This window comes from Ottowia sp., from assembly GCF_047601385.1.
In the GTDB taxonomy this organism is placed as follows: Bacteria; Pseudomonadota; Gammaproteobacteria; order Burkholderiales; family Burkholderiaceae_C; genus Ottowia.
The window spans coordinates 1,773,831-1,799,182 of record NZ_JASGJP010000001.1; the positions used below are offsets into that span (position 1 = coordinate 1,773,831).

The 25,352-nt window shown below is 64.5% G+C and carries 26 protein-coding genes; 24 read left to right on the forward strand and 2 right to left on the reverse strand.

Going from position 1 to position 25,352, the window contains the following annotated elements:
• Positions 1 to 59: 59 nt before the first annotated feature.
• From QM772_RS08575 to QM772_RS08595, 5 genes are all read left to right on the forward strand, one after another.
• Entirely contained in the window at positions 60 to 2,120 is a 2,061-nt protein-coding gene (locus QM772_RS08575; RefSeq protein WP_415135480.1) for a ParB/RepB/Spo0J family partition protein, read from the forward strand.
• 212 nt (positions 2,121 to 2,332) lie between these two features.
• A complete protein-coding gene (locus tag QM772_RS08580; protein WP_415135482.1) occupies positions 2,333 to 2,782 on the forward strand; it encodes a thioesterase family protein in 450 nt (149 codons plus the stop codon).
• Positions 2,783 to 3,353: 571 nt separating this feature from the next.
• On the forward strand, positions 3,354 to 3,659 hold the full coding sequence (locus tag QM772_RS08585) for a DUF736 domain-containing protein (protein WP_093212460.1): 306 nt from the start codon (positions 3,354 to 3,356) through the stop codon (positions 3,657 to 3,659).
• Positions 3,660 to 4,150: 491 nt separating this feature from the next.
• Positions 4,151 to 4,921: a hypothetical protein gene (locus QM772_RS08590; protein WP_415135484.1), complete on the forward strand. Its 771-nt coding sequence runs from the start codon at positions 4,151 to 4,153 to the stop codon at positions 4,919 to 4,921.
• Positions 4,922 to 5,217: 296 nt separating this feature from the next.
• A complete protein-coding gene (locus QM772_RS08595; RefSeq protein WP_415135486.1) occupies positions 5,218 to 5,565 on the forward strand; it encodes a DUF2958 domain-containing protein in 348 nt (115 codons plus the stop codon).
• 40 nt (positions 5,566 to 5,605) lie between these two features.
• Here QM772_RS08595 and QM772_RS08600 read toward each other — a convergent pair whose 3' ends face one another.
• Positions 5,606 to 5,893 carry a helix-turn-helix domain-containing protein gene (locus QM772_RS08600; protein WP_415135488.1) on the reverse strand — a complete coding sequence of 96 codons (288 nt, stop codon included), beginning with the start codon at positions 5,891 to 5,893 and terminating at the stop codon, positions 5,606 to 5,608.
• 235 nt (positions 5,894 to 6,128) lie between these two features.
• Here QM772_RS08600 and QM772_RS08605 point away from each other — a divergent pair, with 235 nt between their 5' ends.
• From QM772_RS08605 to QM772_RS08645, 9 genes are all read left to right on the forward strand, one after another.
• A complete protein-coding gene (locus QM772_RS08605) occupies positions 6,129 to 6,476 on the forward strand; it encodes a DUF2958 domain-containing protein (RefSeq protein ID WP_415135490.1) in 348 nt (115 codons plus the stop codon).
• 196 nt (positions 6,477 to 6,672) lie between these two features.
• Positions 6,673 to 7,476, forward strand: a complete 804-nt coding sequence (locus tag QM772_RS08610; RefSeq protein WP_415135492.1) for a DNA -binding domain-containing protein — start codon at positions 6,673 to 6,675, stop codon at positions 7,474 to 7,476.
• A 100-nt stretch (positions 7,477 to 7,576) separates the two neighbouring features.
• A complete protein-coding gene (locus tag QM772_RS08615; protein ID WP_415135494.1) occupies positions 7,577 to 7,900 on the forward strand; it encodes a helix-turn-helix domain-containing protein in 324 nt (107 codons plus the stop codon).
• Positions 7,901 to 7,917: 17 nt separating this feature from the next.
• The gene (locus QM772_RS08620; RefSeq protein ID WP_415135496.1) at positions 7,918 to 8,799 is read left to right on the forward strand and encodes a replication initiator protein A; all 882 of its coding nucleotides are present in this window, start codon (positions 7,918 to 7,920) and stop codon (positions 8,797 to 8,799) included.
• Between the two features lie 277 nt (positions 8,800 to 9,076).
• Positions 9,077 to 9,715 carry a ParA family partition ATPase gene (parA, locus tag QM772_RS08625; protein WP_415135498.1) on the forward strand — a complete coding sequence of 213 codons (639 nt, stop codon included), beginning with the start codon at positions 9,077 to 9,079 and terminating at the stop codon, positions 9,713 to 9,715.
• Positions 9,712 to 9,966, forward strand: a complete 255-nt coding sequence (locus tag QM772_RS08630; protein WP_415135500.1) for a chromosome partitioning protein ParB — start codon at positions 9,712 to 9,714, stop codon at positions 9,964 to 9,966. The genes parA and QM772_RS08630 overlap by 4 nt, the downstream gene beginning before the upstream one ends.
• Entirely contained in the window at positions 9,963 to 10,508 is a 546-nt protein-coding gene (locus QM772_RS08635) for a DUF2840 domain-containing protein (RefSeq protein WP_415135502.1), read from the forward strand. Before QM772_RS08630 ends, QM772_RS08635 begins: the two co-directional genes overlap by 4 nt.
• Entirely contained in the window at positions 10,505 to 11,041 is a 537-nt protein-coding gene (locus QM772_RS08640) for a S26 family signal peptidase (protein ID WP_415135504.1), read from the forward strand. Before QM772_RS08635 ends, QM772_RS08640 begins: the two co-directional genes overlap by 4 nt.
• A 328-nt stretch (positions 11,042 to 11,369) precedes the next feature.
• Positions 11,370 to 13,337 carry a DUF3363 domain-containing protein gene (locus QM772_RS08645; protein ID WP_415135506.1) on the forward strand — a complete coding sequence of 656 codons (1,968 nt, stop codon included), beginning with the start codon at positions 11,370 to 11,372 and terminating at the stop codon, positions 13,335 to 13,337.
• Between the two features lie 159 nt (positions 13,338 to 13,496).
• Here QM772_RS08645 and QM772_RS08650 read toward each other — a convergent pair whose 3' ends face one another.
• A complete protein-coding gene (locus tag QM772_RS08650; RefSeq protein ID WP_415135507.1) occupies positions 13,497 to 14,408 on the reverse strand; it encodes a LysR substrate-binding domain-containing protein in 912 nt (303 codons plus the stop codon).
• 495 nt (positions 14,409 to 14,903) lie between these two features.
• Here QM772_RS08650 and QM772_RS08655 point away from each other — a divergent pair, with 495 nt between their 5' ends.
• From QM772_RS08655 to QM772_RS08700, 10 genes are all read left to right on the forward strand, one after another.
• Positions 14,904 to 16,046, forward strand: a complete 1,143-nt coding sequence (locus QM772_RS08655; protein WP_415135509.1) for a M24 family metallopeptidase — start codon at positions 14,904 to 14,906, stop codon at positions 16,044 to 16,046.
• A 153-nt stretch (positions 16,047 to 16,199) separates the two neighbouring features.
• Positions 16,200 to 17,219 carry a Bug family tripartite tricarboxylate transporter substrate binding protein gene (locus tag QM772_RS08660; RefSeq protein WP_415135511.1) on the forward strand — a complete coding sequence of 340 codons (1,020 nt, stop codon included), beginning with the start codon at positions 16,200 to 16,202 and terminating at the stop codon, positions 17,217 to 17,219.
• 152 nt (positions 17,220 to 17,371) lie between these two features.
• The gene (locus QM772_RS08665; protein WP_415135513.1) at positions 17,372 to 17,743 is read left to right on the forward strand and encodes a (2Fe-2S)-binding protein; all 372 of its coding nucleotides are present in this window, start codon (positions 17,372 to 17,374) and stop codon (positions 17,741 to 17,743) included.
• Entirely contained in the window at positions 17,733 to 19,148 is a 1,416-nt protein-coding gene (locus QM772_RS08670) for an NAD(P)/FAD-dependent oxidoreductase (protein WP_415135515.1), read from the forward strand. Before QM772_RS08665 ends, QM772_RS08670 begins: the two co-directional genes overlap by 11 nt.
• On the forward strand, positions 19,138 to 20,280 hold the full coding sequence (locus QM772_RS08675; protein ID WP_415135517.1) for an NAD(P)/FAD-dependent oxidoreductase: 1,143 nt from the start codon (positions 19,138 to 19,140) through the stop codon (positions 20,278 to 20,280). Before QM772_RS08670 ends, QM772_RS08675 begins: the two co-directional genes overlap by 11 nt.
• Positions 20,281 to 20,420: 140 nt before the next feature.
• The gene (locus tag QM772_RS08680) at positions 20,421 to 20,747 is read left to right on the forward strand and encodes a RidA family protein (protein ID WP_415135519.1); all 327 of its coding nucleotides are present in this window, start codon (positions 20,421 to 20,423) and stop codon (positions 20,745 to 20,747) included.
• 57 nt (positions 20,748 to 20,804) lie between these two features.
• Complete coding sequence (locus QM772_RS08685) at positions 20,805 to 21,191, forward strand: LysR family transcriptional regulator (RefSeq protein WP_415135521.1); 387 nt, start codon at positions 20,805 to 20,807, stop codon at positions 21,189 to 21,191.
• 60 nt (positions 21,192 to 21,251) lie between these two features.
• Positions 21,252 to 22,208, forward strand: a complete 957-nt coding sequence (locus QM772_RS08690) for a glutaminase (protein WP_415135523.1) — start codon at positions 21,252 to 21,254, stop codon at positions 22,206 to 22,208.
• A gap of 497 nt (positions 22,209 to 22,705) precedes the next feature.
• Complete coding sequence (locus tag QM772_RS08695) at positions 22,706 to 23,779, forward strand: porin (RefSeq protein WP_415135525.1); 1,074 nt, start codon at positions 22,706 to 22,708, stop codon at positions 23,777 to 23,779.
• Positions 23,780 to 24,030: 251 nt separating this feature from the next.
• Complete coding sequence (locus QM772_RS08700) at positions 24,031 to 25,122, forward strand: ABC transporter substrate-binding protein (protein ID WP_415135527.1); 1,092 nt, start codon at positions 24,031 to 24,033, stop codon at positions 25,120 to 25,122.
• The last annotated feature ends 230 nt before the right edge of the window (positions 25,123 to 25,352 follow it).

Below are 25,352 nucleotides of genomic sequence, written 5' to 3' on the forward strand. Positions count from 1 at the left end.
CCCCTCCGTTTCTTCCCACCGTTGGCTTGTCCGTTTCTTCATTCGATAGGAGTTTCACCATGAATACTGCAACCCTTCACGAAACCACCGCCATCGCTGCCGCCGTGCAGACCGTGGCTGCCATCGGCGCGGGGCAAGACCTGCGGCTGATCCCGTTGTCGCGGCTGCGCCCGTCCTCGCGCAACGTGCGCAAGAGCGGCGGCACGTCGATCCCCGAACTGGCCGCGAGCGTCGCGCGCGTGGGTCTGCTGCAAAACCTCACCGTGGTGCGGTCGCCCGATGGCGAGCACTACGAGGTCGTGGCGGGCCGGCGCCGCCTCGCCGCCCTCAAGCTGCTGGTCAAGCGCCGCAAGCTCGCCAAGGACCACGAGGTGCCGTGCCTCGTGGTGCCCGGTGCGGCCGCGCGCACCGTGAGCCTGACCGAGAACGTGCAGCGCGAGGCCATGCACCCGGCGGACCAGTTCGAGGCATTCGCCGCCCTGGTGGCCGAGGGCCGCGCCGTCGAGGACATTGCCGCCGACTTCGGCGTGACACCGCTGGTGGTCCAGCGCCGCCTCAAGCTCGCCAACGTCTCGCCCCGGCTGCTGGCCGACTACCGAGCCGACGCCGTGGCGCTCGACCAGTTGATGGCGCTTGCCATCACCGACGACCATGCAGCGCAGGAAGCCGCGTTCTACGAGGCCCCGCAGTGGCAGCGCGACCCGGAATCGTTGCGCGATCACCTGACGCACGAGGAAATCGACGCGGGCCGCGACCCGGTGGCGCGCTTCGTCGGCCTGGCCGCCTACGAGCAGGCGGGCGGCGGCACGCGCCGCGACCTGTTCGCCGATGAGCACAGCGGCGTGTTCTTGGCCGATGCCGTGCTGCTGGACGCGCTGGCCCGCGACAAGCTTGCGGCGGTGGCCGAGGCCGTGCGCAGCGAGGGCTGGGGCTGGGTGGACGTGGCCCCGCGCGCGACCTATGCCGACCTGCACCGCTTCCAGCGCGTGCGCGCCACGCGGCGCGAGCCGGGCAAGGCCGAGGCCAAGCGCATCGCCAGACTGGAAGCCGAGCAGGCCAAGCTGCAAGAGCAGCTGGACGACGAGAACGAAGCCATCGGCGACGACGAGGCGCAGGCGCTGCAGGATGCGATGGACACCATCGGCAATGACCTCGATGCCATCGAGCGCAAGCTGCTGGTCTACCCGGTGGGCGTGGTGCCGATGGCCGGCGCCGTGGTGTCGCTAGATTCGGAGGGCGCGGTGGTGGTGCATCGCGGGCTGCTGCGCGAGGACGAGGCCAAGGCGCTGCGCGCGCAGCAGCGCGGCGCGGAGGCCGAGGGCGATGCGGACGAGACTGGAACGCAGCAGCGTCCTTCGGACGAGCCGCCCGCGCTGACGATCTCCGAGAAGCTGGCGCGCCGCCTGTCGGCGCACCGCACTGCCGCCTTGCAGGCCGAAGTCGCCCGCCATCCGCATGTCGCGCTGGTGGCCGTGGTGCACAGGCTTGCGCAACGCATCGTGCTGGAGGGCTACCACGGCTCGCCACTGAACATCAGCGCCGATGCGCAGGACCGGCTGGAACAGCACGCGCCGGACATGGCCGAGGCCCCGGCCGCCACGGGCATGCGCCAAGTGCGCGAGGCGTGGGCCGAACGGCTGCCCGAGGATTCGGAGGCGCTATTCGCCGAGCTGCTGGCGATGCCGCAGTCGGAGCTGCTGTCGCTGCTGGCGCTGTGCGTGGGCTTCACGGTCAGCGCGATCACGTCGCGCGAAGGCGAGCGGCCTGCTGCGTTGCTGGCGCACGCCGTGAGCCTGGATATGGGCCAGTGGTGGACGCCGACCGCTGCGGGCTACTTCGAGCACGTGTCCAAGGCCAAGGCGCTGGAAGCCGTGCAGGTGTTCGCGCCGGGCGAGGTGCACCGGCTCGGCAAGCTCAAGAAGGCGCAGATCGCCGCCGAGGCCGAGCGGCTGGCCGCAGGCAGCGGTTGGCTGCCCGCGATGTTCCGCACGCCGGAGGCCGTGACGGAAGCGGCCGCAGCGCAGGCCGAGACACAGGAGGATGCCACGGCAAAGGAGGAAGCATCGGTGCCCGATGACCAGAACGCCGACGAAGTGCAGGCGGTGGCCGAAGCCGCTTGATGTGGCAAGCCCCGGCCGCCCTCGCGGGTCGGCCGGGGCTTGGCGACATCAGCGCGACGCGCGCGGCAGGTGTGCCGCGCGCGTTGTCACATCCAGCCGGGCCGCCAACCCGCGGCAGCGCGCCACGGCACGCCGCAGCGGGTTGGCGGCCCGGCCACTCCACGGGAGCATCGGTGGATCGGAGGCATTCGCCCTCTCGCCACCTCGCACCCATGAACCATGAAGCAGTCAGCGCGGTCTTCTTCGAGGAGTCCTACGTCGTCCCGGCCGACCAGACCGCCCGGTCTCTTTTCTCGCGGCTGCCGCATGGCCGCGACTACGCGGAGCAGTTGATCGAGTGCCTGGCGACCGGCTATCTGGTCGCGGTCATCGAGTCGGTGTGCATCCGCGAGGTGCAGCGGCTCACGGACGCCGAGGCGGAAGTCGTCGTCGGGCGTTCCATCCGCATCGACCACCTGGGGCCGATCCCGCCGGGCTCGCCGCTGCGGCTGCGCGGATGGGTCGAGCGACTGAGCGACCGCAGCGTCACCTTCCGCGTGCGCGCGCACGATGCGCACGAGATCGTCTGCGAGGCGATCGTCACGCTGGTGGCAACGTCGCGGCAGACCATCGAGTCGCGCATCACGGCCAAGGTCACCGCGCTGCGGGAACCGGCGCCCTGAGCCATGCCGGGCGGCGCGCGCCGGAGTGTGCCGCCCCGCCGTGGGCCGCCCGTCCAGATCAGGCTGCGCGTCCGGTCCCGATACCAGCAGCCCGCGATGAGGCGGGGGCCGGGTTCTCACGCCGGGCCGGTCCGCCATGCTCTCCCACGCCGCGCTGAAGCTGCCGGCGACGATGCGCGGGAGCGGCTCACTCGCGTTGGGGACTGACCGTGACGGCGGTTGGAGTGCGCATGGTGCCGGCGGTGTTCGCGGGGTGGTGCGTAGGCCATGACCCCTTGCGGTGGCGGTCGCGCCCAGGGCGGCCTTGGCTTGTCGTGAATCCTGGCGATGCACCGGCTAAAGCCTCGGGCTTCATGGCAGCAACCGTCCGGCCCGAACAAATTTCCCAGCCGCTGTCACTGCGTTCGGCGGCTTCCTCGCGAGACAAATTTCTTCGGGCACTCCCGGTCCTCCACGCTGTTGCGGCCCCTTCGCTGTGCTCAGGGGTGCAGCCCGCCCGTGCCTCGCCCTATCGGATCACCGACAAGGCCGCGATGGGCGCGACCAGTCAACCACCGTAAGGAGTTTCATCATGGCCAACATCGGCACCTTCACCGCACAGAACAACGGCTTCACGGGCACCGTGCGCACCCTGACGCTCAACGTCAAGGTCAAGCTGGTCCCCAACGACAAGGAGAGCGAGCACGCTCCCGACTACCGCATCGTCGCCGGCAACTTCGAGATCGGCGCGGCGTGGAAGAAGATCAGCAAGGCGGACCGGCCCTACCTGTCGGTGACGCTCGATGACCCGTCGTTTCCGGCGACCATCTACGCCCGCCTGGTCGAGGCCGAGGACGGCACGCACAACCTGATCTGGTCGCGCAGCAAGGGCGACTGACTGCCACCCACCCGGCGCCCCGCCCACCGGCGGGGCCTTCAGCGTCATCGCTGCATCGCCGCCGACTCGACGGCTTTCCGTAAGAGCGGCTTCGTGGCTTCGATGCTGCACGGGAAGCCGCTTTCGTTCATTTGTGCTTTTCCGCAGTTACGTGGAATCGCCAAAGCGCCTTCGTGCTTGCGTGACTTCGTAAGAAGGCGAATGCGGAGTGTTGTGCTTTCCGGCGAACGCGGCTTCGAGGGCTCGGGGTTCTGCGCGGATCGGCCATTCCGGGGGATCCCCGGCGTGGCTGAGTTTCGACAAGCACCCAGCTACCATACAGGCTGATCATCGGCCGCAAGCAGTTGCACACGACAGGCGACCGTCCCTGGCAGGAATGCTCTCTAGAGACACTTGAATATCCAATGGCGGTTTGCAGAAAAGTTCTTGACATAAGTTATGCCAAAGATCGCAGACTGACCGACTGGCTGAGCCAAAGCAAGCAGCACCAAGTGGTGTTGACCGAATACTTCGCAATCGAAGCCCTTAATGCACGAGATGATCGTGGCGCTGTAGCGAATTTCGACATACTGCGTACCTATCCCGACCAAGTGCTGGTTGCCAAGCCGATGAATCTGCTGTGCCAGCTTGCGCCAAAACAATTGCGCAGGCCGAAGAATCTGATTGACGTCCCTTCAACCAAGGACTTCGCCCGGCTTGGCCGGCAGATGGGCCGCATGCATTCAGACCCAGGGATTCAACTGAGCATTCAAGGAAAAATGCATGAGGCACACCTGTACCTCGAAAATTTATCTCCTGCTGGCGACGCGATGAAGGACGTGCTTAGCGAGTGGCTAAAAACCTTCAGGGAAACTGACGTCAAGACACTTCGGAAAGAGAATGAATGGACGCCAGAGTTCAGGCATACCTTCCTCAGGAACATCATTACGCAATCCGACATGATGTTGCAGCTCGCTCGTCCCGCAGCCTGTCCGGACACCCTGCAGGATTTGCTGCTCTCCATGAACTTTGCGTTTCCCTTGTGCTTCTCCATCAGAGCTGTCCACCGTAGCGCCAAAGGGGATCCCCAAGATATTGGCAGTAGATCTCACAGAAGCGACCTGATCGATTCCACGTATTGCGCCCTCGCGCTTTACTTTGATGGCCTTCTTACTCACGACGTAGGCGTCCAAAGAACTTTCGATCAAGCTCGGAAGCTTCTGAGTCAGTTATTGGAGGATGCACCCCGCGTGCCACCAATCCGGTATGAGAAGGATTGGTGAGAGTGATCACCATTGCCTGCTCCAGAAAGCAGCTTACTTCCTGAATATCTTCGCCCGCGATGTCAATGGCTCTCGGAGTCCGCTGCTGATGCGGGAAAGACAGCCAAGCTATCACTGGAGACAGGGCTGGCTTGCTGGGTCGCCCACCGTAGCACGCCGGTCTCGCCGTCAAGGTCTGCGCGTGCTGCGCACGCTGGCGGCCTGCGGCCGTCTGCCGAACCCTGACGGCTGCGCTGCGCCGTGCTTCTCCGCGGTCCCGGGCAATCCCGCCCGGCATTCCTTCCAAGGAGAAGACCATGACCGCACTCATCACCGACGACCAACGCACCGCGTTGCTGGCCAACGGCCGGCAATCGCTCGAAGAGAGGGACTTCGACCCCGCCCCGGTGGTCAAGCTGTTCACGCCCGATGCAGGTGCAACCTGGCTGTTGACCCACATCGACCCCGATGTGCCCGACCATGCCTACGGCCTGTGCGACCTGGGCTTGGGTTGCCCCGAGACGGGATGGGTGAGCCTGGCCGAGCTGGCGGCCCTGCGCGGTCCGCTCGGGCTGCCGGTCGAGCGTGACCTGTACTTCCGGCCTGAGAAGCGGCTGCGCGCCTATGCGCGCGAGGCGCACCAGGCTGGGCGCATCGTGACGTAGCAGTTGGGCAGGCGCTGACGGCGGCGCCCGCTGCCCGCGTTCAATCCGCCGGGACTTCCTGCATTGCAGCCAGCTCGCGCTGCACGCGGGCGAGCAGCTTGTCCGCACCCTTGGCGTCGAGCCCGTAGGTCAGGGCCAGCAGCGTCAGCGGATGCACCTGCATCACCTCGCACAGCTCGTCCACCTTGCTGAGCGTCGGGTTCTTCAGGCCCCGTTCGAGCGAACTCATGTACGTGCGGCTCGACACCTCCGAAAACGCTTCCTGGCTCAGGCCGCGGGATTTTCGGAGGGTACGCAGGGCAGCAGGAAATGAGTTCTTCGCAGTCATCAAACGGACTTGGGACAAGTCCAAGATGACATCGCATGGACACCTATAGAGCTACAATCTATAGGATTCATTTTGCGGGTTCGCCCGCTTGCAATCTCGTTGGCCCGCTTTATGCTGACCTCTGAATCCAGCACATGATGGTCCGCACAACATCCCTTCCTGCGACTGCGACACGCCCTCGGCGGCTTCCCATCGCGCTCATTCCGGGCGGTTGCTCTGCCCGGAGAGGGTGCCGGTGACCGCGCTCATCACCGAGGAGCAGCGCCGCGAGCTGCTCCACAACGGCCATGCCGCGGCCGGCGGCGCGCAATCCGATCCCTGGCCGGTGGTCAAGCTGTTCACCCCCGACGCGCACGCCACCTGGCTGCTGGTGCAGCTCGATCCGCGCGACGAAGACACGGCCTACGGCCTGTGCGACCTCGGGGTGGGTGCGCCCCGCCTCGACCACGTGCGCCTGTCGGACCTGCAGAACATCCGTGGCCCGCGCGACTTGCCGGTGCTGCGCGACACGCACTGGGCGCCGCAGCGCCCGCTGTCGGAGTATGTGCGCCGCGCCGAGGCCGACGGCTCGATCAACGACTGACGCGGGCGACCTTCGGCCGATGGACGGCCCGCGGCTGAAAGTTCGCGGCCCCGTATGATGGATGCAGCGGCGCAAGGGCGGCCGCACGCGGCATCGCCTGTCAGCCATTCACATATCCAACACCGAGACAAGCACGCTACCGCACTGACCGGATCGCTGCCCGTGGCGCCACCTGCGAGCAAGGAGGTTTCTCGACATGGGCGCACGTGCGAACGACTGGCATCCGGCCGCGGCGTATCTCTACGCCCTGACGCTGGACGGGCCGGCGCTGGCCTGGGAGTACCTGCGGCGCAACCCGCGCTACCGCGCGGTCTACGCCCTGCATGCGCACGGCAGCGATGACGAAGCCGGCCACGCCGTACCTTGGGGCCTTCGCCTGCTCGAAGACCCGGCGAGCGATGCCCGCCAGGCGCAGCCGGCGTGGCTGCCCGATCCCGACGGGATGCCGCAGCTCCACGCCGACCCGGCCGCAGCGCCTGATGCACCGATCTTCTCCCTGTGGCGCATGCCAGGGCGCAAACAGCTTGCCCATGACGGCCGGCGCCTGCTGCTGACCGCCTACCGCCCGGAGGGCGCGCTGCGTGCCGCGTTCTCGCCTTCGCTCGAACACGGCATGGCCTACGCCCACGGTCTGGCGGCCGGCGCGCGGCTGCGCGAGCGCTGGCGCGCCGCGTCCGTCGCGATGGAGCGTCTCGACGGCTACTACGGTTCCAAGGCCTCGCTGCCGGGCGTACATGCCCACGCGCATGGGCGTCCCGACCGCATCGCGCTGCTGCACATGCGCAGCCTGCAGGCGCTCGACGGCCTGGCCGTCGGCGCCACGCACCGCGAGATCGCGCAGGCGCTGTTCGGCGCGGCCGTGGTGGCCGAGCGCTGGCACGACCTCGGCGAGCTGCGCGCCCAGGTGCGCCGGCTCGCCCGCCGTGGACAGGTGCTCGTGGACGGCGGCTACCGGCGACTACTGCAAATGGAATCCGCCAGGGACGGACGTTCCGGCTGACGTTCGAACGTCCGTCCCCAGGACGCCGGGCTTTCCGGAGACTGCCTCCAGCCGGCGGCGCTTCGCCCGTCGGCGACCAGAACCGACAGAGGCCCATTCCATGAGACCCGCTTCGCTGCGGCCGCAGGCCGCACCTTCATCGACGCCCGAGCCTGCGCAGGCCAGCGCGGCGGCCACGGCGCAGCCGGACTACCTCACCAACGACGAGGCTGCCGCCTTGCTGCGGCTGTCGCCGCGCACGCTGGAGAAGCACCGCGTGATCGGCGGCGGCCCGCGGTTTCGCAAGTTCGGCCGGCGCGTGATGTACGCCCGGTCCGACCTCCAGGCCTGGGCGGACGCGCGCAGCTTCGAGGCCACCTGCGATCCCGAGTACGTGGAGTTGCGCACCGAACGCCATGCTCTGCGCCGCAACGGCGGGCGCTGACATGGACGCGGCAACCGATGCCCGCCCCGCGCGATCCGCAGCGCGAGCAGCTCGAACTGTTCCATGCCCTGCCGGGCGAGATGCCCGCGCGCGACGTGCAGGACCTGATGGCCTATCCGTTCTTCTCGCTGGCCAAGAACCGGCGCACCGTGCCGATCGACTTCCGCGCAGGGCCGGTGACGGTGCGCGTGGAAGGCACGGCCGAGCACGGCCTCGCGACGATCTGGGACGCCGACATCCTGATCTGGGCCGCCAGCCAGATCGTCGAAGCGCGCGACGCGGGCCTGCGCAGCTCGCGGCTGATGGCCGCGACACCGCACGAGATCCTGCGCTTCGTCGGCCGCGGCACGTCGCTGCGCGACTACCAGCGGCTCAAGGCTGCGCTCGACCGCCTGCAGTCCACCAGCGTGGCGACCTCGATCCGCCAGCCCCATGCGCGGCGCCTGCACCGCTTCTCGTGGATCAACGAGTGGAAGGAGCGTGCGGACGGACAGGGCCGGCCGCTGGGCGTCGAGCTGATCTTGCCCGACTGGTTCTACGCGGGCGTGATGGAGGACAGCCTTGTGCTGACCATCGACGCCGACTACTTCCGCCTGACCGGCGGCATCGAGCGCTGGCTGTACCGCCTGGTGCGCAAGCACGCGGGCTGGCAGCCGGAGGGCTGGCGCTTCGAGTTCGCGCATCTGCACCGCAAGTCCGGCAGCTTGGCCCGCTTTGCGGACTTCGCCTGCGACCTGCGGCGCATCGTCGCGCGCCAGCCGCTGCCCGGCTATGCGCTCTCCATTCTTCGCTCACGGCGCGGCCCGGAGGTGTTGGCCTTTCGGCCGGTGCCGTCCACGGCACCGCTGCGCCCCGGCGGCAGCTTCGGCGACGGTGCATGGCCTGTGGACAGCTGGTGAACGGGCTCGTGCTATCAGGCGTGCCCCGACTCGTGCTATCAGGCGCAGCGCACTCGTGCTATCAGGCGTGCGGATGGCCGAAAAATCCTTGCGCCGCAGCGACTTGCGCGATCTCTAACGTATCTAACGTATTTAGTAAAAACCTAACGACAGGAGAGGGCCGCGCGCTGTGGAAAAGCCCCGGCGGCGCACGGCACGCATCCGGCACGCGCAGCGCGAAGAACGGCGAAAGGTTCGCAAGGCCGAATACCGAAAGCCGGTCTGCCAGGAGCGCGCCATGATCATCGCGCTGCTCAACCAGAAAGGCGGGGTCGGCAAGACAACGCTCGCCACGCACCTGGCCGGCGAGCTGGCCTTGCTTGGCAAGAACGTGCTGCTGCTCGATGCCGACCCGCAGGGCTCGGCATTGGACTGGACGCAGCGGCGCAGCCAGAGCGGCCTGCCGCGCCTGTTCGGCGCCGTCGGCCTGGCGCGCGAGACGCTGCACCAGGAAGCGCCCGAACTCGCACGGCGAGCCGATCACGTCGTGATCGACGGGCCGCCGCGCATCGCGGCGCTCGCGCGCTCCGCGCTGCTCGCCGCCGACCTCGTGCTGATCCCGGTGCAGCCCAGCCCTTACGACGTGTGGGCCAGTGCCGAGATGGTGTCGCTGGTTCGCGAGGCGCAGATGTTCCGTCCGGCGCTGCGCGCGGCCTTCGTCATCAACCGGCGCGTCAGCACGACGGTGATCGGCCGCGAGGCGCGGGGCGCGCTGGCCGACCAGCCGCTGCCGGCGCTGTCGGCCGAGGTGCGCCAGCGCATCGCCTTCGCCGACAGCGCGGCAGCCGGGCGGCTGGTGCGCGAAATCGACGACGACGGTCCGGCCGCGCGCGAGATCGCGGCGCTGGCCGCCGAGGTGTTGCGAGGCCCGGCATGAAGAACGGCAAGCGCGTGTCCATTGGATCGAGGCCGCCGGCCAATCCGCAGGCCGAGGCCTGGGTGCGCGCCGGCGACGGCAACAACCTGGCGGCGCTCGCGCGTGCCGAGGTCTACACCGCGCGCCTGACGCTGGACGTGACGCCGGCGCTGCGCGGGCGGATCAAAGTGGCCGCGTTCTCGCAGGGCATCACGGTGGCCGACATGCTGCGCGTGCTGCTGGAGCGGGAGTTTCCGGAGCAGCGGCCATGAACTTGTACCCATCGACCGTTCAACAGGCGGATGCCTTGTCGCCCATCGTGCGCGCAGACGTGCTTTCGGACGTGCCGCGCGAACCGCCGCTCACGCGCGTCTCGCTCGCCTATGTCGAGCGCCGCATCAACCTCTATCTGCGCTTCGGCCGGCCGCTGCGCGAGCTGCGCCTGGACCGCTGGCGGCGCTGCGCAAGCTTCGCGCCGGGCGCGGTCTTCTGCCGCGTGCGCTGGGAGTCCAACGACTACGGAACGATCTGCTGGCAGCTCATGGTGCTGCAAGCCTGCAGGCCGGGCGAGCGCATGCAGCGCATCGCCGGCATCCGGCCCGGCGCTCACCTGCTGCTGCGCGCCGAAGGCGAAGCCGCGGTGCAAGCCGTGTTGCAGCGGATCGACGCCATCGAGGCGCTCGCCATCGACCCGGCCGATGCCGCGCCCGCGTACTGGCGCACGCTGGGCAACCGCCTCTCCGCACGCCAGCCGCTGCCGGCCTACGGCGCGGGGCGGCACGCGGCCTGGCTGCGCGGGGAGGTGCTGCGATGAGCGGACCCGCGCATCGCCTCCTGCTCGCGCTGGTGGCGACCCTAGGCGTTGCCGCGCTCGCCGGGCCCGCGCTGCACGCGCCCGCCGCGCGCTGGGTCTACAACCCGAGCGACAGCGTGCCGCGCGGCTGGTATCGCATCGAGTCGCTGCCCGTACCGGCCGATGCGCTGCACGTCGGCGACATCGTGCTGGCCCGCCTGCCGGCCGGGGCCGCCGCGCTCGCTGCGCAGCGCGGCTACCTGCCCGAGCGCGTTCCGCTGCTCAAGCGCATCGGCGCGACGGCACCGCAGCGGGTGTGCGTCGCGCAGCGCACCGTCTACGTCGATGACGTGCCGGTGGCGCTCGCGCGCGAGGCCGACGGCCTGGGCCGCGGGCTGCCGCTGTGGTCGCACTGCCGCGCGCTGCGCGCCGGAGAGCTGTTCCTGCTCAGCGCGACGAACCCGGCATCGTTCGACAGCCGGTACTTCGGTCCCATCGACGCGGCGGCCGTGCTCGGCCGCGCGCAGCCGATGTGGACCTGGAGCGCACGATGACTGCCGTTCGCCGTGCCTCGGCGCTGCCGATCCACGCGCAACCGGCATGCACGCGTCGTGCCGCGCCGCCTGCGGCCGGCGCGCCTCGTCCGTGCAGACGATCGCCGCCCGACCGTCGGGGCCGGTCGCGCCAGCGATCGGCAGAGACGGAGGGCAAGATAGAAGGGCGCGGCACGCGCGGGTGCCGTGGGCCTTGTCTGCACGGGGGGTGGCGCGGCACGGCCTGGGGCCGGCCGCGTGCCGCGAGCGGCGCGAAGTCCGCGTCGGCGTTCGCGTTCTCGCGTGCCGCCTATGCTCCGTTGCGCTTGGCTGCGCCGGAGCTTGCGCGATGACTTCGCGCGACGACGACCGCTTCCGCATCCGGCCAGGGCCGCCGAAGGCGCGCCAATCGAGCGGCGGCCAGCGCTTCGTCAACCGTGTGCTGCGCGAGGCGAACAAGGCCGGCGCGAAGCCTTCGACCAAGCCGTCGCGGGTCGGTGCGCGCAGCGCCGCCAAGCTCGGTCGCGGCCACGTCGCGGCGCGGACCGCCGGCCGGACCCTCGGCCCCGGCGCGCGCCGCGTCGTCATCAAGGCCCGCTACGTGGTGCTGAAGCAGGCCGGCGCGCATTCGGTGGAAACGCACCTGCGCTACATCGAGCGCGAGGGGGTGGACCGCGACGGCGGCAAGGGCCACGCCTACGGCCCGGCGACCGACCAAGCGGACCTGGCCGAGTTCGAGGAACGCGGCCGCGGCGACCGGCATCAGTTTCGCTTCATTGTCTCGCCCGAGGACGCGCAGCAGCTCGAAGACCTGCGCGGCTACACGCGCCACCTGATGACCCGGATGGAGGGCGACCTGGGTAGCTCGCTCGACTGGGTGGCCGTCGATCACTGGAACACCGACAACCCGCACACCCACATCGTGCTGCGCGGCCGCGACCAGACGGGCCACGACCTCATCATCGCTCGCGACTACATCGCCCACGGCATGCGGCTGCGCGCGAGCGAACTGGCGACCGAATGGCTCGGGCCGCGCACCGAGCGCGAGATCCGCGAAGGCCTGCTGCGCGAGGTGGATCAGGAGCGCTGGACCAGCCTGGACCGCGACCTGCAGCAGCGGGCCCAGCAGTCGCGTGGCGGCGTGGTGGAGCTGGCCGCGAAAGCCGACGCGGCGCACCAGCCGCGCACGCTGCTGATCGGCCGGCTGCAGCGACTGACCGAGATGGGTCTGGCCCAGCCGGACGGCATCAACCGCTGGCGGCTGCGGCCGGACATCGAGCCCACGCTGCGCGCCATGGGCGAGCGCGGCGACATCGTGCGGACCATGCAGCACGCGCTCGGCGCGCAGCAGCGCGAGATGGCCGTCTTCACGCCGGGCGAGGTCGCGCAGCCCGTGGTCGGCCGCGTGGTCGGCAAGGGCCTGGCCGACGAACTGCAGGAGCGCGGCTACCTCGTGGTGGACGGCATCGACGGCCGCGCGCATTACGTCGCGCTGCCGGCCGGCACCGAACTCGAGCAGTTCCCGGCTGGCGCCGTGGTCGAGGCGCGCGGCGCGGCCGAGGGGCGTGCTGTGGACAAGACCATCACCGGGCTCGCAGAGGGTGGCCTGTACCGCACCGATCATCACCTTGCGTTGCTGCGGGCGCAGCCCGCTCGCGGCGATCCGCAGGAGACCGTCGCTGCGCACGTGCGCCGCCTGGAAGCGCTGCGCCGCGCCGGCTTGGTCGAGCGCGTGGCCGAGGGTGTCTGGCGCGTGCCGGCTGACCTGCCCGAGCGGGCACGCCAGCACGACGCGCAGCGCCTTGCCGGTGGCAGCGTGACGCTGCATTCGCACTTGCCGATCGAGCGGCAGGCGCGCGTGATCGGCGCAACTTGGCTGGACCGGCAACTGATCGGCGGCGCGGCCGGAGTTGCCGACAAGGGCTTCGGCAGCGAACTGCGCGAGGCGCTGCGCCAGCGCAGCGACTTCCTCGTCGAGCAGGGCCTGGCCGAGCGGTGCGGTGCTCGCGTGGTGCTCGCGCGCAACCTGCTGGGCAGCTTGCGCCAGCGCGACCTCGATGCAGCCGCGCGTGGCATCGCCGGCGAGACCGGCTTGCCGTACCGGCCGGCGGCGGACGGCGAGCGCGTGTCCGGCGTCTACCGCCGCAACGTGCTGCTGGCCAGCGGCCGCTTCGCGATGCTGGACGATGGCCTGGGTTTCACCCTCGTACCGTGGAAGCAGGTGATCGAGCAGCGCTTAGGTCAACGAACGTCGGCAATTGTGCGGGGGGGTAGCGTTACGTGGGATTCTGGTAGGCATCGGGCCCTCTCTCTCTGAGCCAAAGCTGTTCAGCGAGTCATCGGTAACGTGTCGGGACTCGTCATGGTAGGTCTAGCGCGGGGAGGCGGTTCGACCTTTGCTGCCGAACATTGCACTACAACGTAGATGCATGTTCGGAAGTAAAAATTCTGATGCTGGCCATGCAGATCTACGCGTCTACTTCATCACCAAGCGCGGATCAAGCTCGGCGACAGCAAAGTCGCGCACGTGCGAGATGAAGTGGTCAACGAGTTTTGATGGCAATGTTCGCAGCGGTCTCAATACTGAGAATTCAAGCGGAATCGATGGCTCGAATGGGATAAAGCTCAGATCTCCTCCCTTGTATTCCATAGCAGTGATTGCGTCGACGAGTGCGACACCTTGGCCTGAGGCGACGAGAGAGCAAATAGCGGCCGCAGTTTGTGTTTCTACCTGTGCAGGCTTGTAGGTCACCCCATGAGCCGCAAACATGGCATCTATCAGCAGGCGCGTACCCAAGTGGCCAGGATGTGCGAGGAAAACCTCTCCATCAATATCAGCCGGGACTACCACCTCTCGGTCTGATAGTCGATGACCAACGGGAACGGCGCACACGTGAGCGATCGACAGCAGGCTGTCTCCGTGTGTTCCGGTATTACTGATAGAGAGGTTAACGATTCCGACGTCGCAGCGCTGACCGATCACCATGTCCACGATCGTGCGTGAGTCATATACGCCCAATGTGACCTTGATCTCGCTGGACTCCTTGAGGAAGTTTGCAATCGCCCTCGGCATGAGGGACAGCGCAATCGACGGAGGTGCCGCGACATTCAACGCGCCCCGCTGCTGCGTTCTTATCGCATGCGCCGTACGCGCGATCCGTTCAATCCCGACCAGCGAGCGGTTGACCTCCTCGTAAAGCAACTGTGCTTCGGCGGTTGGGTGCAGCCGTCCGCGCACGCGTTCGAACAGTTGGAAGCCGACGCTGTCTTCCAGGTCGGAAAGCAAGCGGGTGACCGCAGGTTGCGATATGCACAGCATTTCGGCGGCCCGTGTCACCGTCTGGCAGAGCATGAGGGCTCGGAAAGCTTCAAGTTGGCGCTGGCGCACGAGGACCCCCGCAAATCAATAATGTGATGTTATGGCTGAGGGAAATAATTGTATTTGATAGCTCAGAGGTAGGAGGGATAGCATCCAGCTACAAGGTGATATAGCGTACTCAAGAGCATGTATAACGTAATGTTTGAAGTTGGTGCATCGTGGCACCTTGACTGCGCTATCGCACTGTTATGGAGCACATTCACATGGACGCCAGACACCTCGATGCTGCAGTTCTCGACTTTGCGCGCTCACGTCGTACGCGGCCAATCCTCCGCACTTGCCTAAGCGCCAGCGGGGCATCGACATGAGCGTCCTCACATGCAAGTCACGCATCGCCGCCATTCAAGCCAGCTTGAAAAGGGTGGCTGGTGGTGATCCAGCCCTAGCACTTCCGCTAGCTCTCCCACGCCTTAATGCCGCAACTCACAGGTCGCTAGCAATTGCGGTTCTTTGACTGCTTGGTGACCAGATCAATACAGGCGATTGCACACAGCCGAGGAATACATGCTCAACCAAACTTCGAACTCTCCATCCCATCGAGCAGATCAGATCAATCGAGTCGCGGCGCTGGCCGAAGTTCTTCGCGGTCGACAGATCGACGCCGTGATAATCGACGCCGCCGAGCACATGCGCTATCTGTTTGGCTTCTCGGCTAGCGCAGTCATGTACCAGTGCTGCATCGTCACGGCCGACGGCAGTGTGCACGGCATTGTGCGGAAGCTGGATGAGGCACTTTTCGCATCGGTCTCCTGGGTGGAGGATTGGGTAGCTTACGTCGATTGGGAAGACCCGTTCGACTTGCTCATCGATGAGATCCGTCGTCTGGGGCTGGCGAAGGCCACCATTGGCCAGGAACTCGATTCCAACTACCTTACCGTCCGCGACCAGCGCCGCATCGCCGCTGCACTTCCGGATGTGAGATTCGCAGACATCTCAGGCGTCATCGTAGAGATGCGCGCCCGTAAGTCTCCGGCTGAAATAGAGGAGCATCGCCGCGCTGCTGCGATTGCCGACTTGGGCGTCGCCGCGATCCTTGACGCCATCACGAAAGGAGTGAGTGAGCGGGAGCTCGTAGCAGTGGGATATTCCGCTGCTCTCGCAGCCGGTGCCGACAACAACGCGCCGCGCATTGTGTTGCTTGGCATGGGGTCGGCGACCCAGCACCTTCATTGCAACGTCGGCGACCGACGGCTTGAACTCGGTCAGGCTGTCCATGTTGAACTGCTCCCTCAGTCAAACGGCTATTCCTCGCGTCTGATGCGGCCCGCAGTGCTAGGTGAGGCGCCTGCCGACCTGCTGTCTAGCGTTGAGCAGCTGGTGAAGATCCAGGATCGTCAGTTCGCTGCCATCCGTCCCGGTGTACCAGCGAAAGAGATCGATCGCATCGGGCGCGAGGGTCTCGCCTCAGCTGGTCTCCGCGCCAGTTTTCCTCACAGTACTGGGTACGGGATCGGGATTATCACGGGACCAAAGACAGCGGACTTCGCGCACTTGTTCACGCCCGGAGGCGAGTGGGAGCTCCAGCAGGGCATGGTGTTCCACATGTATCTCTCGGCGGGAGGTCTTCAAATCAGTGAAACGATCTGCGTAACTGACAACGGTGTCGAGGTATTGACACACACGCCGCGGCGCCTGCAGATACGGTAGGTCGAGAGGCCGCGCAATGATTCCGAGAGCTGAGCTGAGAGTCTCATTCTTTCAGCGATAGACATTCAACTGCGATCACCTTCTTGGGAAGGGTGGTCGACAACCGAGTTTTCTTCCCCAGCTTCTTTAACCCTTTTCCTAGGAGAAATTGAAATGCCCGACTTCCTCTGTAGCGACCACTCCCCTCGCAAGAGCTCCAACTACTTGTGGCAGCTTCGGGCGGCTCTTTTCGGAATTGGAATGGCTCTCTTTTCTGCGGTGAGTCATGCACAGGAGGCCTATCCGAACAAGGTCGTGAAACTAGTCGTTCCCTTTGCGCCAGGCGGTGCGACGGATATGCTCGGCCGCGTTGTAGCGGAACGCCTCGGCGCTGTCTGGAAGCAAACGGTGGTTGTCGACAATCGTGGTGGCGCTAGCGGGACCATTGGAGCTGATGGCGTCGCAAAGTCGAAGAACGACGGCTATACGATTCTGCTGGGAACGTCATCGACTCACGCAGTCGCCCCGACGCTGAGGCCTTCCCTTCCCTACGACGCAGAACGTGACTTCGCGCCCATTACATTGGTGGCCACTACTCCGTTTGTACTCGCTGTGCATCCTGGCATTCCGTCTAAATCATTGGCCGAATTTGTTTCATTCGCCAAGGGAAATCCGAGCCAGATTCCGTACGACGGTACGCCTGGCACTGCGCCACATATGGCAATGGAGTTGCTGAGCGCACGCGCGGGAATCAAGTTGCTGCCGATCGGCTACAGAGGTAGTGCACCGGCACTGATGGATCTGGCTGCCGGGCAGTTGCAGGCAGCATTCAGCGATGTGCCGCCATCCCTTCCGTTTATCCGTGATGGAAAGCTGCGTGCCTTGGCCGTCACCAGCCCCAAGCGGCTTGCTCTGCTTCCTGAGGTTCCCACCGTCGCTGAACAAGGGTATCCAGGCTATGACGGAGACGCTTGGCTTGGGTTGTTTGCACCGGCCGGAACCTCGCCAGAAATCGTCCGCAAGATTGCGGCCGACCTCCAGAGAGCTTTGAGCGAGCCGAGTGCCAGAAAGAAGCTTGAGGAAGCAGGCTTCACGTTGATCCCGGGCACTCCGAGCGAGTTTGCTGCTCGGATCAAGAGCGATATTCCGAAGTGGCGCAAGGTAATCACTGACGCTGGCATCAAGATCGAGTAGGCCCGCGTAATTCTTCTCCGGACGGTGTGCACAGAGCAATATGCCAAAGAAGAGCGTTGGCTCTAAACGGCACAAGATTGCGTCGGTAGCTATGCGCACCCGGGCCAGTTGTCCCTCGGAGTCACTGGATCATCGAACTCATTTCTCTCGTTATGTCCGCTGAACCATTATTCCAGCCGCTCGCTGATGCCGAAAGTCTTGTAGAGGTGATGTTCAATCGCAAACCTCTGCGAGTGCCTGCGGCGTCAAGTGTCGCTGCCGCCCTGCTTGCGGCTGGCGTCCGGCGATTCCGCAAATCGCCAGTATCTGGCGAGGGTCGAGCGCCGTACTGCATGATGGGTGTTTGCTTTGAATGCCTGCTCGAAATAGACGGTGTTCCAAATCGCCAAGGATGCCTGGTGCCGCTGCATGCCGGTATGGATATCCGCACGCAAGACAGCTTGCCAGACTCTCTTGCTTCCGCTGACGACCAAGACTTGGTACTTGCACAGGCCACTGTCGGAGGGGCTCACCATGGCAGCTGAAGCTTCGCCTCAGATTGCGTCCCGCCAGCAGGTCGATACTGTTGACATCGCCATCGTTGGGGCCGGCCCTGCAGGTATGGCTGCGGCCGTGACCGCGCGTCGGCACGGCGCCAGCGTTGCGCTGCTTGATGAACAGCTTGCCGCGGGCGGACAGATCTACCGAGGGGTTACCGCTGCGCCGCCCGAGCGCATCCATGTGCTCGGTCCAGACTATGCGGTCGGAGCGGAATTGGCCCGGGAGTTCGCCGCGAGCGGGGTGCACCATATCACTGGCGCCGCTGTTTGGCAGGTCACGCCACATCACCAGGTGCACTACTTGCAGCATGGCGCTTTGCGCAGTGTCCAGGCGCAACGGGTGTTGCTGTGCACTGGGGCGATGGAGCGGCCTTTCCCGATTCCGGGCTGGACGCTGCCCGGAGTGCTGACAGCGGGAGCGGCGCAAATCCTGCTCAAGGGCTCCGGCATGACGCCTCGATCGCCTGTGGTGCTGGCAGGGTGCGGTCCGCTGCTATACCTGCTGGGTTGGCAGTACGTTCAGGCTAGCGTACCGATCGCCGCTATCGTCGATACCACCGCAGGAACTGACTATCGCCACGCACTGCGGTATGCCGGCGGCGCCTTGGCCGGATGGCGATACCTAAAGAAGGGGTTGACCCTCATGGCCACCCTTCGGCGCGCCGGTGTGCCGTTCTATGGCGGCGCGACTGACTTACACGTTCTTGGTGAACACGAAGTTCAAGGCTTGCGGTTTGTCAGCGGCGGTACGCAGCGCGAAGTGCGCAGTCCGGTCGTGTTGCTGCATCAGGGCGTGGTTCCAAATACTCAGTTTACTTGGTCGCTCCGCGCTCGGCACTTGTGGGACGATGCCCAATTGTGTTGGGTGCCCGTGACGGACGCTTGGGGTGAACTCGACATACCTGGCATCTTCGTGGCTGGCGATGGGCGCGGTATCGGCGGCGCCCAGGTCGCAGCGTTGCAGGGAAGGCTTGCCGCCCTGGCCGCAACAGCACAAGTTCGCAAGCTCAATGACCTTGCTCGGGACGATCTGGCAGAGCCGCTGCGCGCTGAGATGCGCCAGCATCTGTTCATCCGGTCCTTTCTCGACGCCTTGTACCGCCCCAAACAAGCCAACCGCATTCCTGCGGACAGCACGATCGTCTGCCGGTGCGAAGAGGTCACGGCGGGTGACCTGCGCGGCTTCGTCCGCATTGGCTGCGCTGGTCCCAATCAGGCCAAGAGCTTCGGCCGCTGCGGTATGGGACCCTGCCAAGGTCGCCAATGCGGACTGACCGTGACTGAGGTCATTGCACATGCACGAGGCGTGTCGCCGGCGGAGACCGGCTACTTCCGGATTCGGCCACCGATTAAGCCGATCACGTTGGGAGAGTTAGCCCATGAAGCGTGATACCGGACTGCCGAATGGCAGCGATGTCGTCGTGATAGGGGGAGGCTTCCATGGGATGTCCAGTGCCTACCATCTGGCAAGCTGCGGCGCCAAGGTTACGTTGTTGGAAGCCGAGTACTGCGCGCGCCACGCATCGGGCGTCAATGCGGGGGGCGTGCGCACCTTGGGACGCCATCATGCTGAGGTTCCGCTGGCGCGTGCCTCCCTGGACCTCTGGCATCGCCTGCCCGAGCTGATCGGCGAGGATGGATCGTTTGTGGCCAGTGGCCAGTTCCAAGTCGCAGAGTCGCCGCAGGAACTCGACAAGCTGCGTGGGCGTGTCGCGGCTCTCAATGCACTGGGCTACACACACGAAGTCATAGTCGACGCGCAGCAGGTACGCGAAATCGCGCCGCGCTTAGCACGTCACGTCGTCGGTGGCATCTGGGTCAAGGATGACGGACACGCGGTGCCTTTTCGCGCCGTCACGGCCTTTCGTCATGCTGCACAGCGACTTGGGGCACAGATCCACGAAGCCACGCCTGCGCAAACCATCGAACGGGTCGGTGATCAATGGTGCGTCACTACACCGCACGGGGTATTCACCGCGCCATGGCTAGTAAACGCGGCCGGGGCCTGGGCTGGTGAACTCGCTGCGCAGGCAGGAGATTCAGTGCCGATGAAGCCGGGAGGACTCATGCTGATGATCACTCAGCGTGTGCCGCACTTCATCGAGCCGGTTCTCGGAGCGGCCGGACGCCCGCTGTCTTTCAAGCAGTTCGCAAATGGGACGGTACTCATTGGCGGTGGGCTCCGTTGCGAGGCCGATGTAGTGCAGCGTCACGGTGACGTTGACTTCTTTCGACTCCCGTCTAGTGCAAAGACGGTGACCGACCTTTTCCCCCACCTTGCCGGAATCAATGTCGTGCGTGCATGGGCCGGCGTGGAAGCGTTCATGCCGGATGAAATCCCCGTCATCGGGATGAGCCCCCGCGCGCCACAGCTAGTTCACATTTTCGGATTTTCAGCTCACGGCTTTGAACTCGGCCCCATTGGTGGAAGGATCGTGGCCGAGTTGGTGCTCGAGGGGCAGTCGTCATTGCCGATCGCTCCGTTTGCCGTGGACAGGTTCGCATCAGTCACAGCGCGTTGACGGCGCTCCTGCACTTAGTCCCTTTGCACCCTATGCAGCATCCAAATCTCACTACATCGTCGGTGACCGATCAAGAGGCCCCCGCATCGCCTGTCGCAGGCGTTCCCGACGATATCGAACGCACGTATACGAATGCACGCATGAGCAAGATCGTGCGGTACTCGGGACTGATCTTCCTATGCGGGCAGACCGCAAGTGGCTGCTCCAACGAAAACGCCGGGATCAAGGTTCAGGTGCAGGAGGTTCTATCGCGGGTCGATGCACTCCTGACCGATGCGGGTAGCGACCGAGCGCGAATCCTCGCGGCCACCTTATACCTGCGCGACATCAATGACTTCGCCGCGATGAATGAGGTTTGGGAGTCTTGGATACCTCTTGGCGCGGCGCCGGCAAGAACGACCGTGGAGGCTCGGCTCGCTTCGGAGAATCTGCTGTTCGAGGTGACGGTGACTGCCGCGCTGCGTTGAGCCGAAGAGTCCGTCTATGCGAGCATCAGCCGGTGTCAAGTAGTGAAAGCAGAGTCTATGCAGGCCTTTCACTTCGAACCAATTTCGGCTTCCACTCGCGTACATGCAACGGCCACGTCACCTCACCCAGCTGATGCCTCTGCAAATCAAAAAAAAGACATAGACGCGCATCTGAACTTAGCGCGATTCGACTTTGTGACCTTCTATCTCGTGGTCTTGTGCGCTGAACACGGCAGCTTGTGTGAGGCAGCAAAGGCTGCGCACATCTCGAAATCCGCAGCGAGCCATCGCATCAGCACACTTGAAGATCATATTGGAAGGAAACTTTTTTACCGCCATCACAACGGCCTGGAACTAACTGCTGCAGGCGTCCTGTGTGCAGAACGCGGGCGGAAGATACTCGATGAAGTACGCGGGCTCAAGCTCCGGCTCGCATCAATTTAGATCTTGGTGAAGAAAACCCGCCTGACACCGACAAGACTCCGAAGGTGAGTCGTCAATGACATGAATAACAAGGATGCGCAAGCGCTTCTCACCCACATAGTCGCAAGGGTGCAGCCGCTATTGTCGCGAGGTGTGTTGCCGAAATACATTCCGCAACTGACACACGTCAACCAACTGCAATTTGGTATGGCGTTTATCACGCTGGACGGCCAGGAGGCATTTGTCGGCGACGCCGATGTGCGGTTCTCGATTCAAAGTATCTCCAAACTCTTCGCTTTGATGCTCGCATTGGAACGTGTAGGTGACGACCTGTGGAGCCGCGTGGGGAGGGAGCCGTCTGGTAGGCCGTTCAATGAACTGGTGCAAGTTGATCACGAAGCTGGCGCGACACGCAACCCCTTTGTGAACGCAGGGGCGCTCGTCGTCACTGACATACTTTGCTCCTGCTTTGCACAACCTGAACTTGCATTACTCCAAAACTTGCGACTAGGTGCGCGCGACGAGCGGATCGACATTGATCAGGGCGTCATGCGGTCGGAGCGTGGAAGCTGTCACCGCAATGCGGCTATAGCCCATCTGCTCAAGAGCTACGGATCTATCCGAAACTCTGTCGAAACAGTGCTAGATACATATTGTCGGCAGTGCGCACTCGCCATGACTGCGCGTCAGATCGCGCGATGCGTGTTGCCACTTGCAGCGGACGATGGACTTTCGGTCGCTGGCACACGCGATTCACTGAAGGCCGCACAGCGCCACAGCGTAGTAGCCCTGATGCTCACGTGCGGAACATACGACGCCGCAGGTGACTTTGCCGCTAGGGTCGGATTGCCTATGAAGAGTGGTGTTGGAGGAGGGATCGTCGCGGTAATTCCAGGAGTTGGAAGTCTATGCGCATGGTCGCCCGGTCTGGACGAATCCGGAAACAGCATCGCGGCTGCACGAGCGATCGAGATCTTCGCAAGCCATACCGGACTGTCACTACTCGGCGCGCGTGAATGGGTGCGTGCTGCACCTTGACGCTTGCAGGGGCCAAGCAGGCATTCCGTGGCGTTCGGGGAAATGGAAAAAAGTTGGCACTGCCAAGCAGCCTAACTGCCTGCGTCTCACCAATCGCACATTCGATTCTTGATGCGGCTTCTCCAGCCTCGACCGGCAAACAGTGAGAAACACGCAACAGCGCGTTCGTAAGAATAGAACAGCATGGTCGGAAAGGGGAGGCAGCGTCGACGGCAGTACTTGACTTTAAGGAGTCCATTCTTCAATGCAGAGGCTGCCCAAAGCTCACATTCCGTTGGCCGCATATTGCTGGAGCCCGATGCCTCGGGTCTGCAAGCGCCGAGCCTGAGAATCGACTTTTCTTTGCACCCCGATCGAGTCAAGTGTCGCCGATCTCAGACAACGTTCTGATATTAAGAACGCCGACTAATACTGTTTCACGTAGGCCGATCCGCGGATAACTTTGCAAAGCTGAATTGTTCAGCCAATCAAAGCTATTTACCTGGAGATCAATCTACATGAAGAACATCTTGATCGCTGTGGCCGCAACATCGGCCGCCCTCACTAGTCCCGCCTACGCCCAATCGTCGGTAACGCTGTTCGGCATCATCGACGCCACGCTGGCGGTGGGTAAGGGTTCCCTTGCAGACCGCACGCAGCTTGCGAACAGTGGGTGGAACTCCTCGCGCCTCGGTTTTCGAGGATCCGAGGATCTTGGCGGTGGAATGTCCGCCTCGTTTTGGTTGGAGGCTGGGTTCTCGCCGGATAGCGGCGTCGGGGCGGCAACCAACACCAACAATCAAGCCAGTGGCGCTGCGCCAGCTGGTGCAGCCGGCGGCCAGGGGCTGACATTCAACCGTCGCTCTACAGTGTCGCTCGCAGGAAATTGGGGCGAGGTGCGCCTCGGTCGCGACTACACGCCGCAGTACTGGATCCTCAGTGACTTCGACCCGTTCAACAACAACGGCGTGGGAACGTCGCAGACACTGAACAGCATCATCACTGGGGTCACCTCTGTTCGCGCCTCGAATTCCATCGGGTACTCGTTGCCGGCGACGCTGGGCGGCATCTACGGACAGGCGATGTACTACTTGGGTGAAAACCCGAGCAACGCCGGCGCGACCAAAGACGATGGTCGGGGCTATGGCATGAGGTTGGGATATGCGTCGGGGCCTTTGAGTGTCGCCATTTCGACCGGCCAGACAAAGTACGCCGCAGGGAACACCAGGCAGACCAACATCGGCGCACATTGGGATTTTGGTGTCGCCAAGCTGATGGGCCAGCTTAGCCGTGACAAAGCAGGCGCAACGGATGGTCGCGGCTGGGTATTCGGGGCCATCGCCCCTGTCGGCGTTGGCGAGTTTCGCATCGCGCTTTCGGAATACAAGACCGACGCTGGGGCAGGGACCGAGCCGAGAACCCGCAAGTTGGCACTCGGGTACGGGCACAACCTGAGCAAACGCACGGCTGTTTATACGGCCTATGCGCGGGTGCGGAACAGCGGGGGCGCGACGGCGGCATTGAACGGGGCGACGACGGCTGCAAACGCTTCGTCGTCTGGCTTCGACATCGGGATCCGGCACAGGTTCTAGAACACCAGAGTTGTGAAGCATTCCGGCCGTACTTTGCGAGTTCTCCAAGCCGGACTTTGGCCCCGAGCGATTCCGGCTCGGGGCATTTTTTGTTCCTTTACTGGAGACGCGTTGCACTTCACTGCAGTGTCGTCCCCCGCAAATCGATAAGCAGCTATCGTCCGAAAGGTACTCGCATGAAATCGATCATTCCGACTCCATTCGTAGCGGGCGGAGGGTCACTGAGACGGGTAGTGCGAAGCATGATTGTCATGGCCGCAGCTCTTGGAGCCGACTACCTGCAGGCATCTGAGGTGGTGGTGGGGCAGGTCGCCCCGCTGTCCGGGATGGAGGCCAGTCAAGGTCGCGCGTACTCCACCGGCATGCAACTGATCTTCGACTCTGTGAACAAGGCTGGCGGCGTCAATGGTCACTCATTCAAGCTTGTTCGTAGGGACGACGGCGGACGTCCGGCGGACACGGTGAGCGCCACCAAGCAGATAGTGGCCGAGCACAAGCCGCTGATTTTGGCTGGCTACTTCGGTGGACGCAATGTTAGTGAGCTGGTGGGCTCGGGCATTCTCGAACGGGAGCGAATCGCACTGATCGGCTATCGCATCGCCGAGATCCGGCCGGAGACGCCATGGCTTTACAACGTCCGTGCGAGCCTTAGCGACGAGGTCAATAAGATCGCCGAGCACTTGGCCACCATTGGAGTCACGAGGCTCGGCCTCTTCTATGAGGAGGGGCCAAGCGCCCACGCACTGATCGCCGCTGCCGACGAGGCCGCAAAGCGCGCGCGCGTCGCCGTTGTTTCACGCGCGAGCTATCCGGCCGGGACAGCGAGCGTGGCAACTTCGATAGGAGTATTTCTGAAATCGGCACCGCAGGCGATCATCCTGGTTTCTTCCGGCGCAGCGGCTGCGGTATTTATTGAGCAATACAGAGGGGCCGGCGGCGCAGCTCAATTGTTCGCGCACTCCGGCGCCGACGTCGAGCAGTTGGCCAAGCGATTGGCCGAAGAGCAGATGCAGGGAGTGGCCATCGCGCAGGTCACACCGAGTCCGTACAAGGTGTCTAGTCCGTTGACGAAGGAGTTCACAGATCTTGTTGCAAAGTCAAATAGCTTAGAGGTGCCGGTGAGCTACGCCATGATCGAGGGCTATATCACGGCCAAGGTCATAGTCGAGGCTGTGCGCCGCCAAGGGCCACGGCCGTCTCGTGAGGCCATGCCCATATCCATTGAATCGGTCAACAACTTGAACCTGGCTGGGTACGCGCTGAACTTCCGGCCTGGCCAGCGCACCGGTTCGAAGTTCGTGGAGCTTTCGATCGTTACCAGCGCGGGAAAGATCCGTCAGTAGGGCGCCTCCCGTTGACAAGTATTGACGTGGCTAAGCTGCTGTCTTATTGCACGCGAGCTTCAACTCGTTGCCGAGAAATTCTTAGGCCGCATCAAGTGCGACAAAGGTTATGGGCACCTCGACTGGTTGCTTTCCGTGGTTGCCGCAGAAAAGCGAGAGCGTGCTGGTGGAGGTTGGAGCTGCCAAAGCTGGCTAGTCAACATGCCCGACGCAGTGACGTCATCAGTCCG

Coding starts and splice junctions, on each gene's coding strand:
- QM772_RS08575 (WP_415135480.1), top strand. CDS start 60: ATGAATACTGCAACCCTTCACGAAACCACCGCCATCGCTGCCGCCGTG.
- QM772_RS08580 (WP_415135482.1), top strand. CDS start 2,333: ATGAACCATGAAGCAGTCAGCGCGGTCTTCTTCGAGGAGTCCTACGTC.
- QM772_RS08585 (WP_093212460.1), top strand. CDS start 3,354: ATGGCCAACATCGGCACCTTCACCGCACAGAACAACGGCTTCACGGGC.
- QM772_RS08595 (WP_415135486.1), top strand. CDS start 5,218: ATGACCGCACTCATCACCGACGACCAACGCACCGCGTTGCTGGCCAAC.
- QM772_RS08600 (WP_415135488.1), bottom strand. CDS start 5,893: ATGACTGCGAAGAACTCATTTCCTGCTGCCCTGCGTACCCTCCGAAAA.
- QM772_RS08610 (WP_415135492.1), top strand. CDS start 6,673: ATGGGCGCACGTGCGAACGACTGGCATCCGGCCGCGGCGTATCTCTAC.
- QM772_RS08615 (WP_415135494.1), top strand. CDS start 7,577: ATGAGACCCGCTTCGCTGCGGCCGCAGGCCGCACCTTCATCGACGCCC.
- QM772_RS08620 (WP_415135496.1), top strand. CDS start 7,918: ATGCCCGCCCCGCGCGATCCGCAGCGCGAGCAGCTCGAACTGTTCCAT.
- parA (WP_415135498.1), top strand. CDS start 9,077: ATGATCATCGCGCTGCTCAACCAGAAAGGCGGGGTCGGCAAGACAACG.
- QM772_RS08630 (WP_415135500.1), top strand. CDS start 9,712: ATGAAGAACGGCAAGCGCGTGTCCATTGGATCGAGGCCGCCGGCCAAT.
- QM772_RS08635 (WP_415135502.1), top strand. CDS start 9,963: ATGAACTTGTACCCATCGACCGTTCAACAGGCGGATGCCTTGTCGCCC.
- QM772_RS08640 (WP_415135504.1), top strand. CDS start 10,505: ATGAGCGGACCCGCGCATCGCCTCCTGCTCGCGCTGGTGGCGACCCTA.
- QM772_RS08645 (WP_415135506.1), top strand. CDS start 11,370: ATGACTTCGCGCGACGACGACCGCTTCCGCATCCGGCCAGGGCCGCCG.
- QM772_RS08655 (WP_415135509.1), top strand. CDS start 14,904: ATGCTCAACCAAACTTCGAACTCTCCATCCCATCGAGCAGATCAGATC.
- QM772_RS08660 (WP_415135511.1), top strand. CDS start 16,200: ATGCCCGACTTCCTCTGTAGCGACCACTCCCCTCGCAAGAGCTCCAAC.
- QM772_RS08665 (WP_415135513.1), top strand. CDS start 17,372: ATGTCCGCTGAACCATTATTCCAGCCGCTCGCTGATGCCGAAAGTCTT.
- QM772_RS08670 (WP_415135515.1), top strand. CDS start 17,733: ATGGCAGCTGAAGCTTCGCCTCAGATTGCGTCCCGCCAGCAGGTCGAT.
- QM772_RS08675 (WP_415135517.1), top strand. CDS start 19,138: ATGAAGCGTGATACCGGACTGCCGAATGGCAGCGATGTCGTCGTGATA.
- QM772_RS08680 (WP_415135519.1), top strand. CDS start 20,421: ATGAGCAAGATCGTGCGGTACTCGGGACTGATCTTCCTATGCGGGCAG.
- QM772_RS08685 (WP_415135521.1), top strand. CDS start 20,805: ATGCAGGCCTTTCACTTCGAACCAATTTCGGCTTCCACTCGCGTACAT.
- QM772_RS08690 (WP_415135523.1), top strand. CDS start 21,252: ATGAATAACAAGGATGCGCAAGCGCTTCTCACCCACATAGTCGCAAGG.
- QM772_RS08695 (WP_415135525.1), top strand. CDS start 22,706: ATGAAGAACATCTTGATCGCTGTGGCCGCAACATCGGCCGCCCTCACT.
- QM772_RS08700 (WP_415135527.1), top strand. CDS start 24,031: ATGGCCGCAGCTCTTGGAGCCGACTACCTGCAGGCATCTGAGGTGGTG.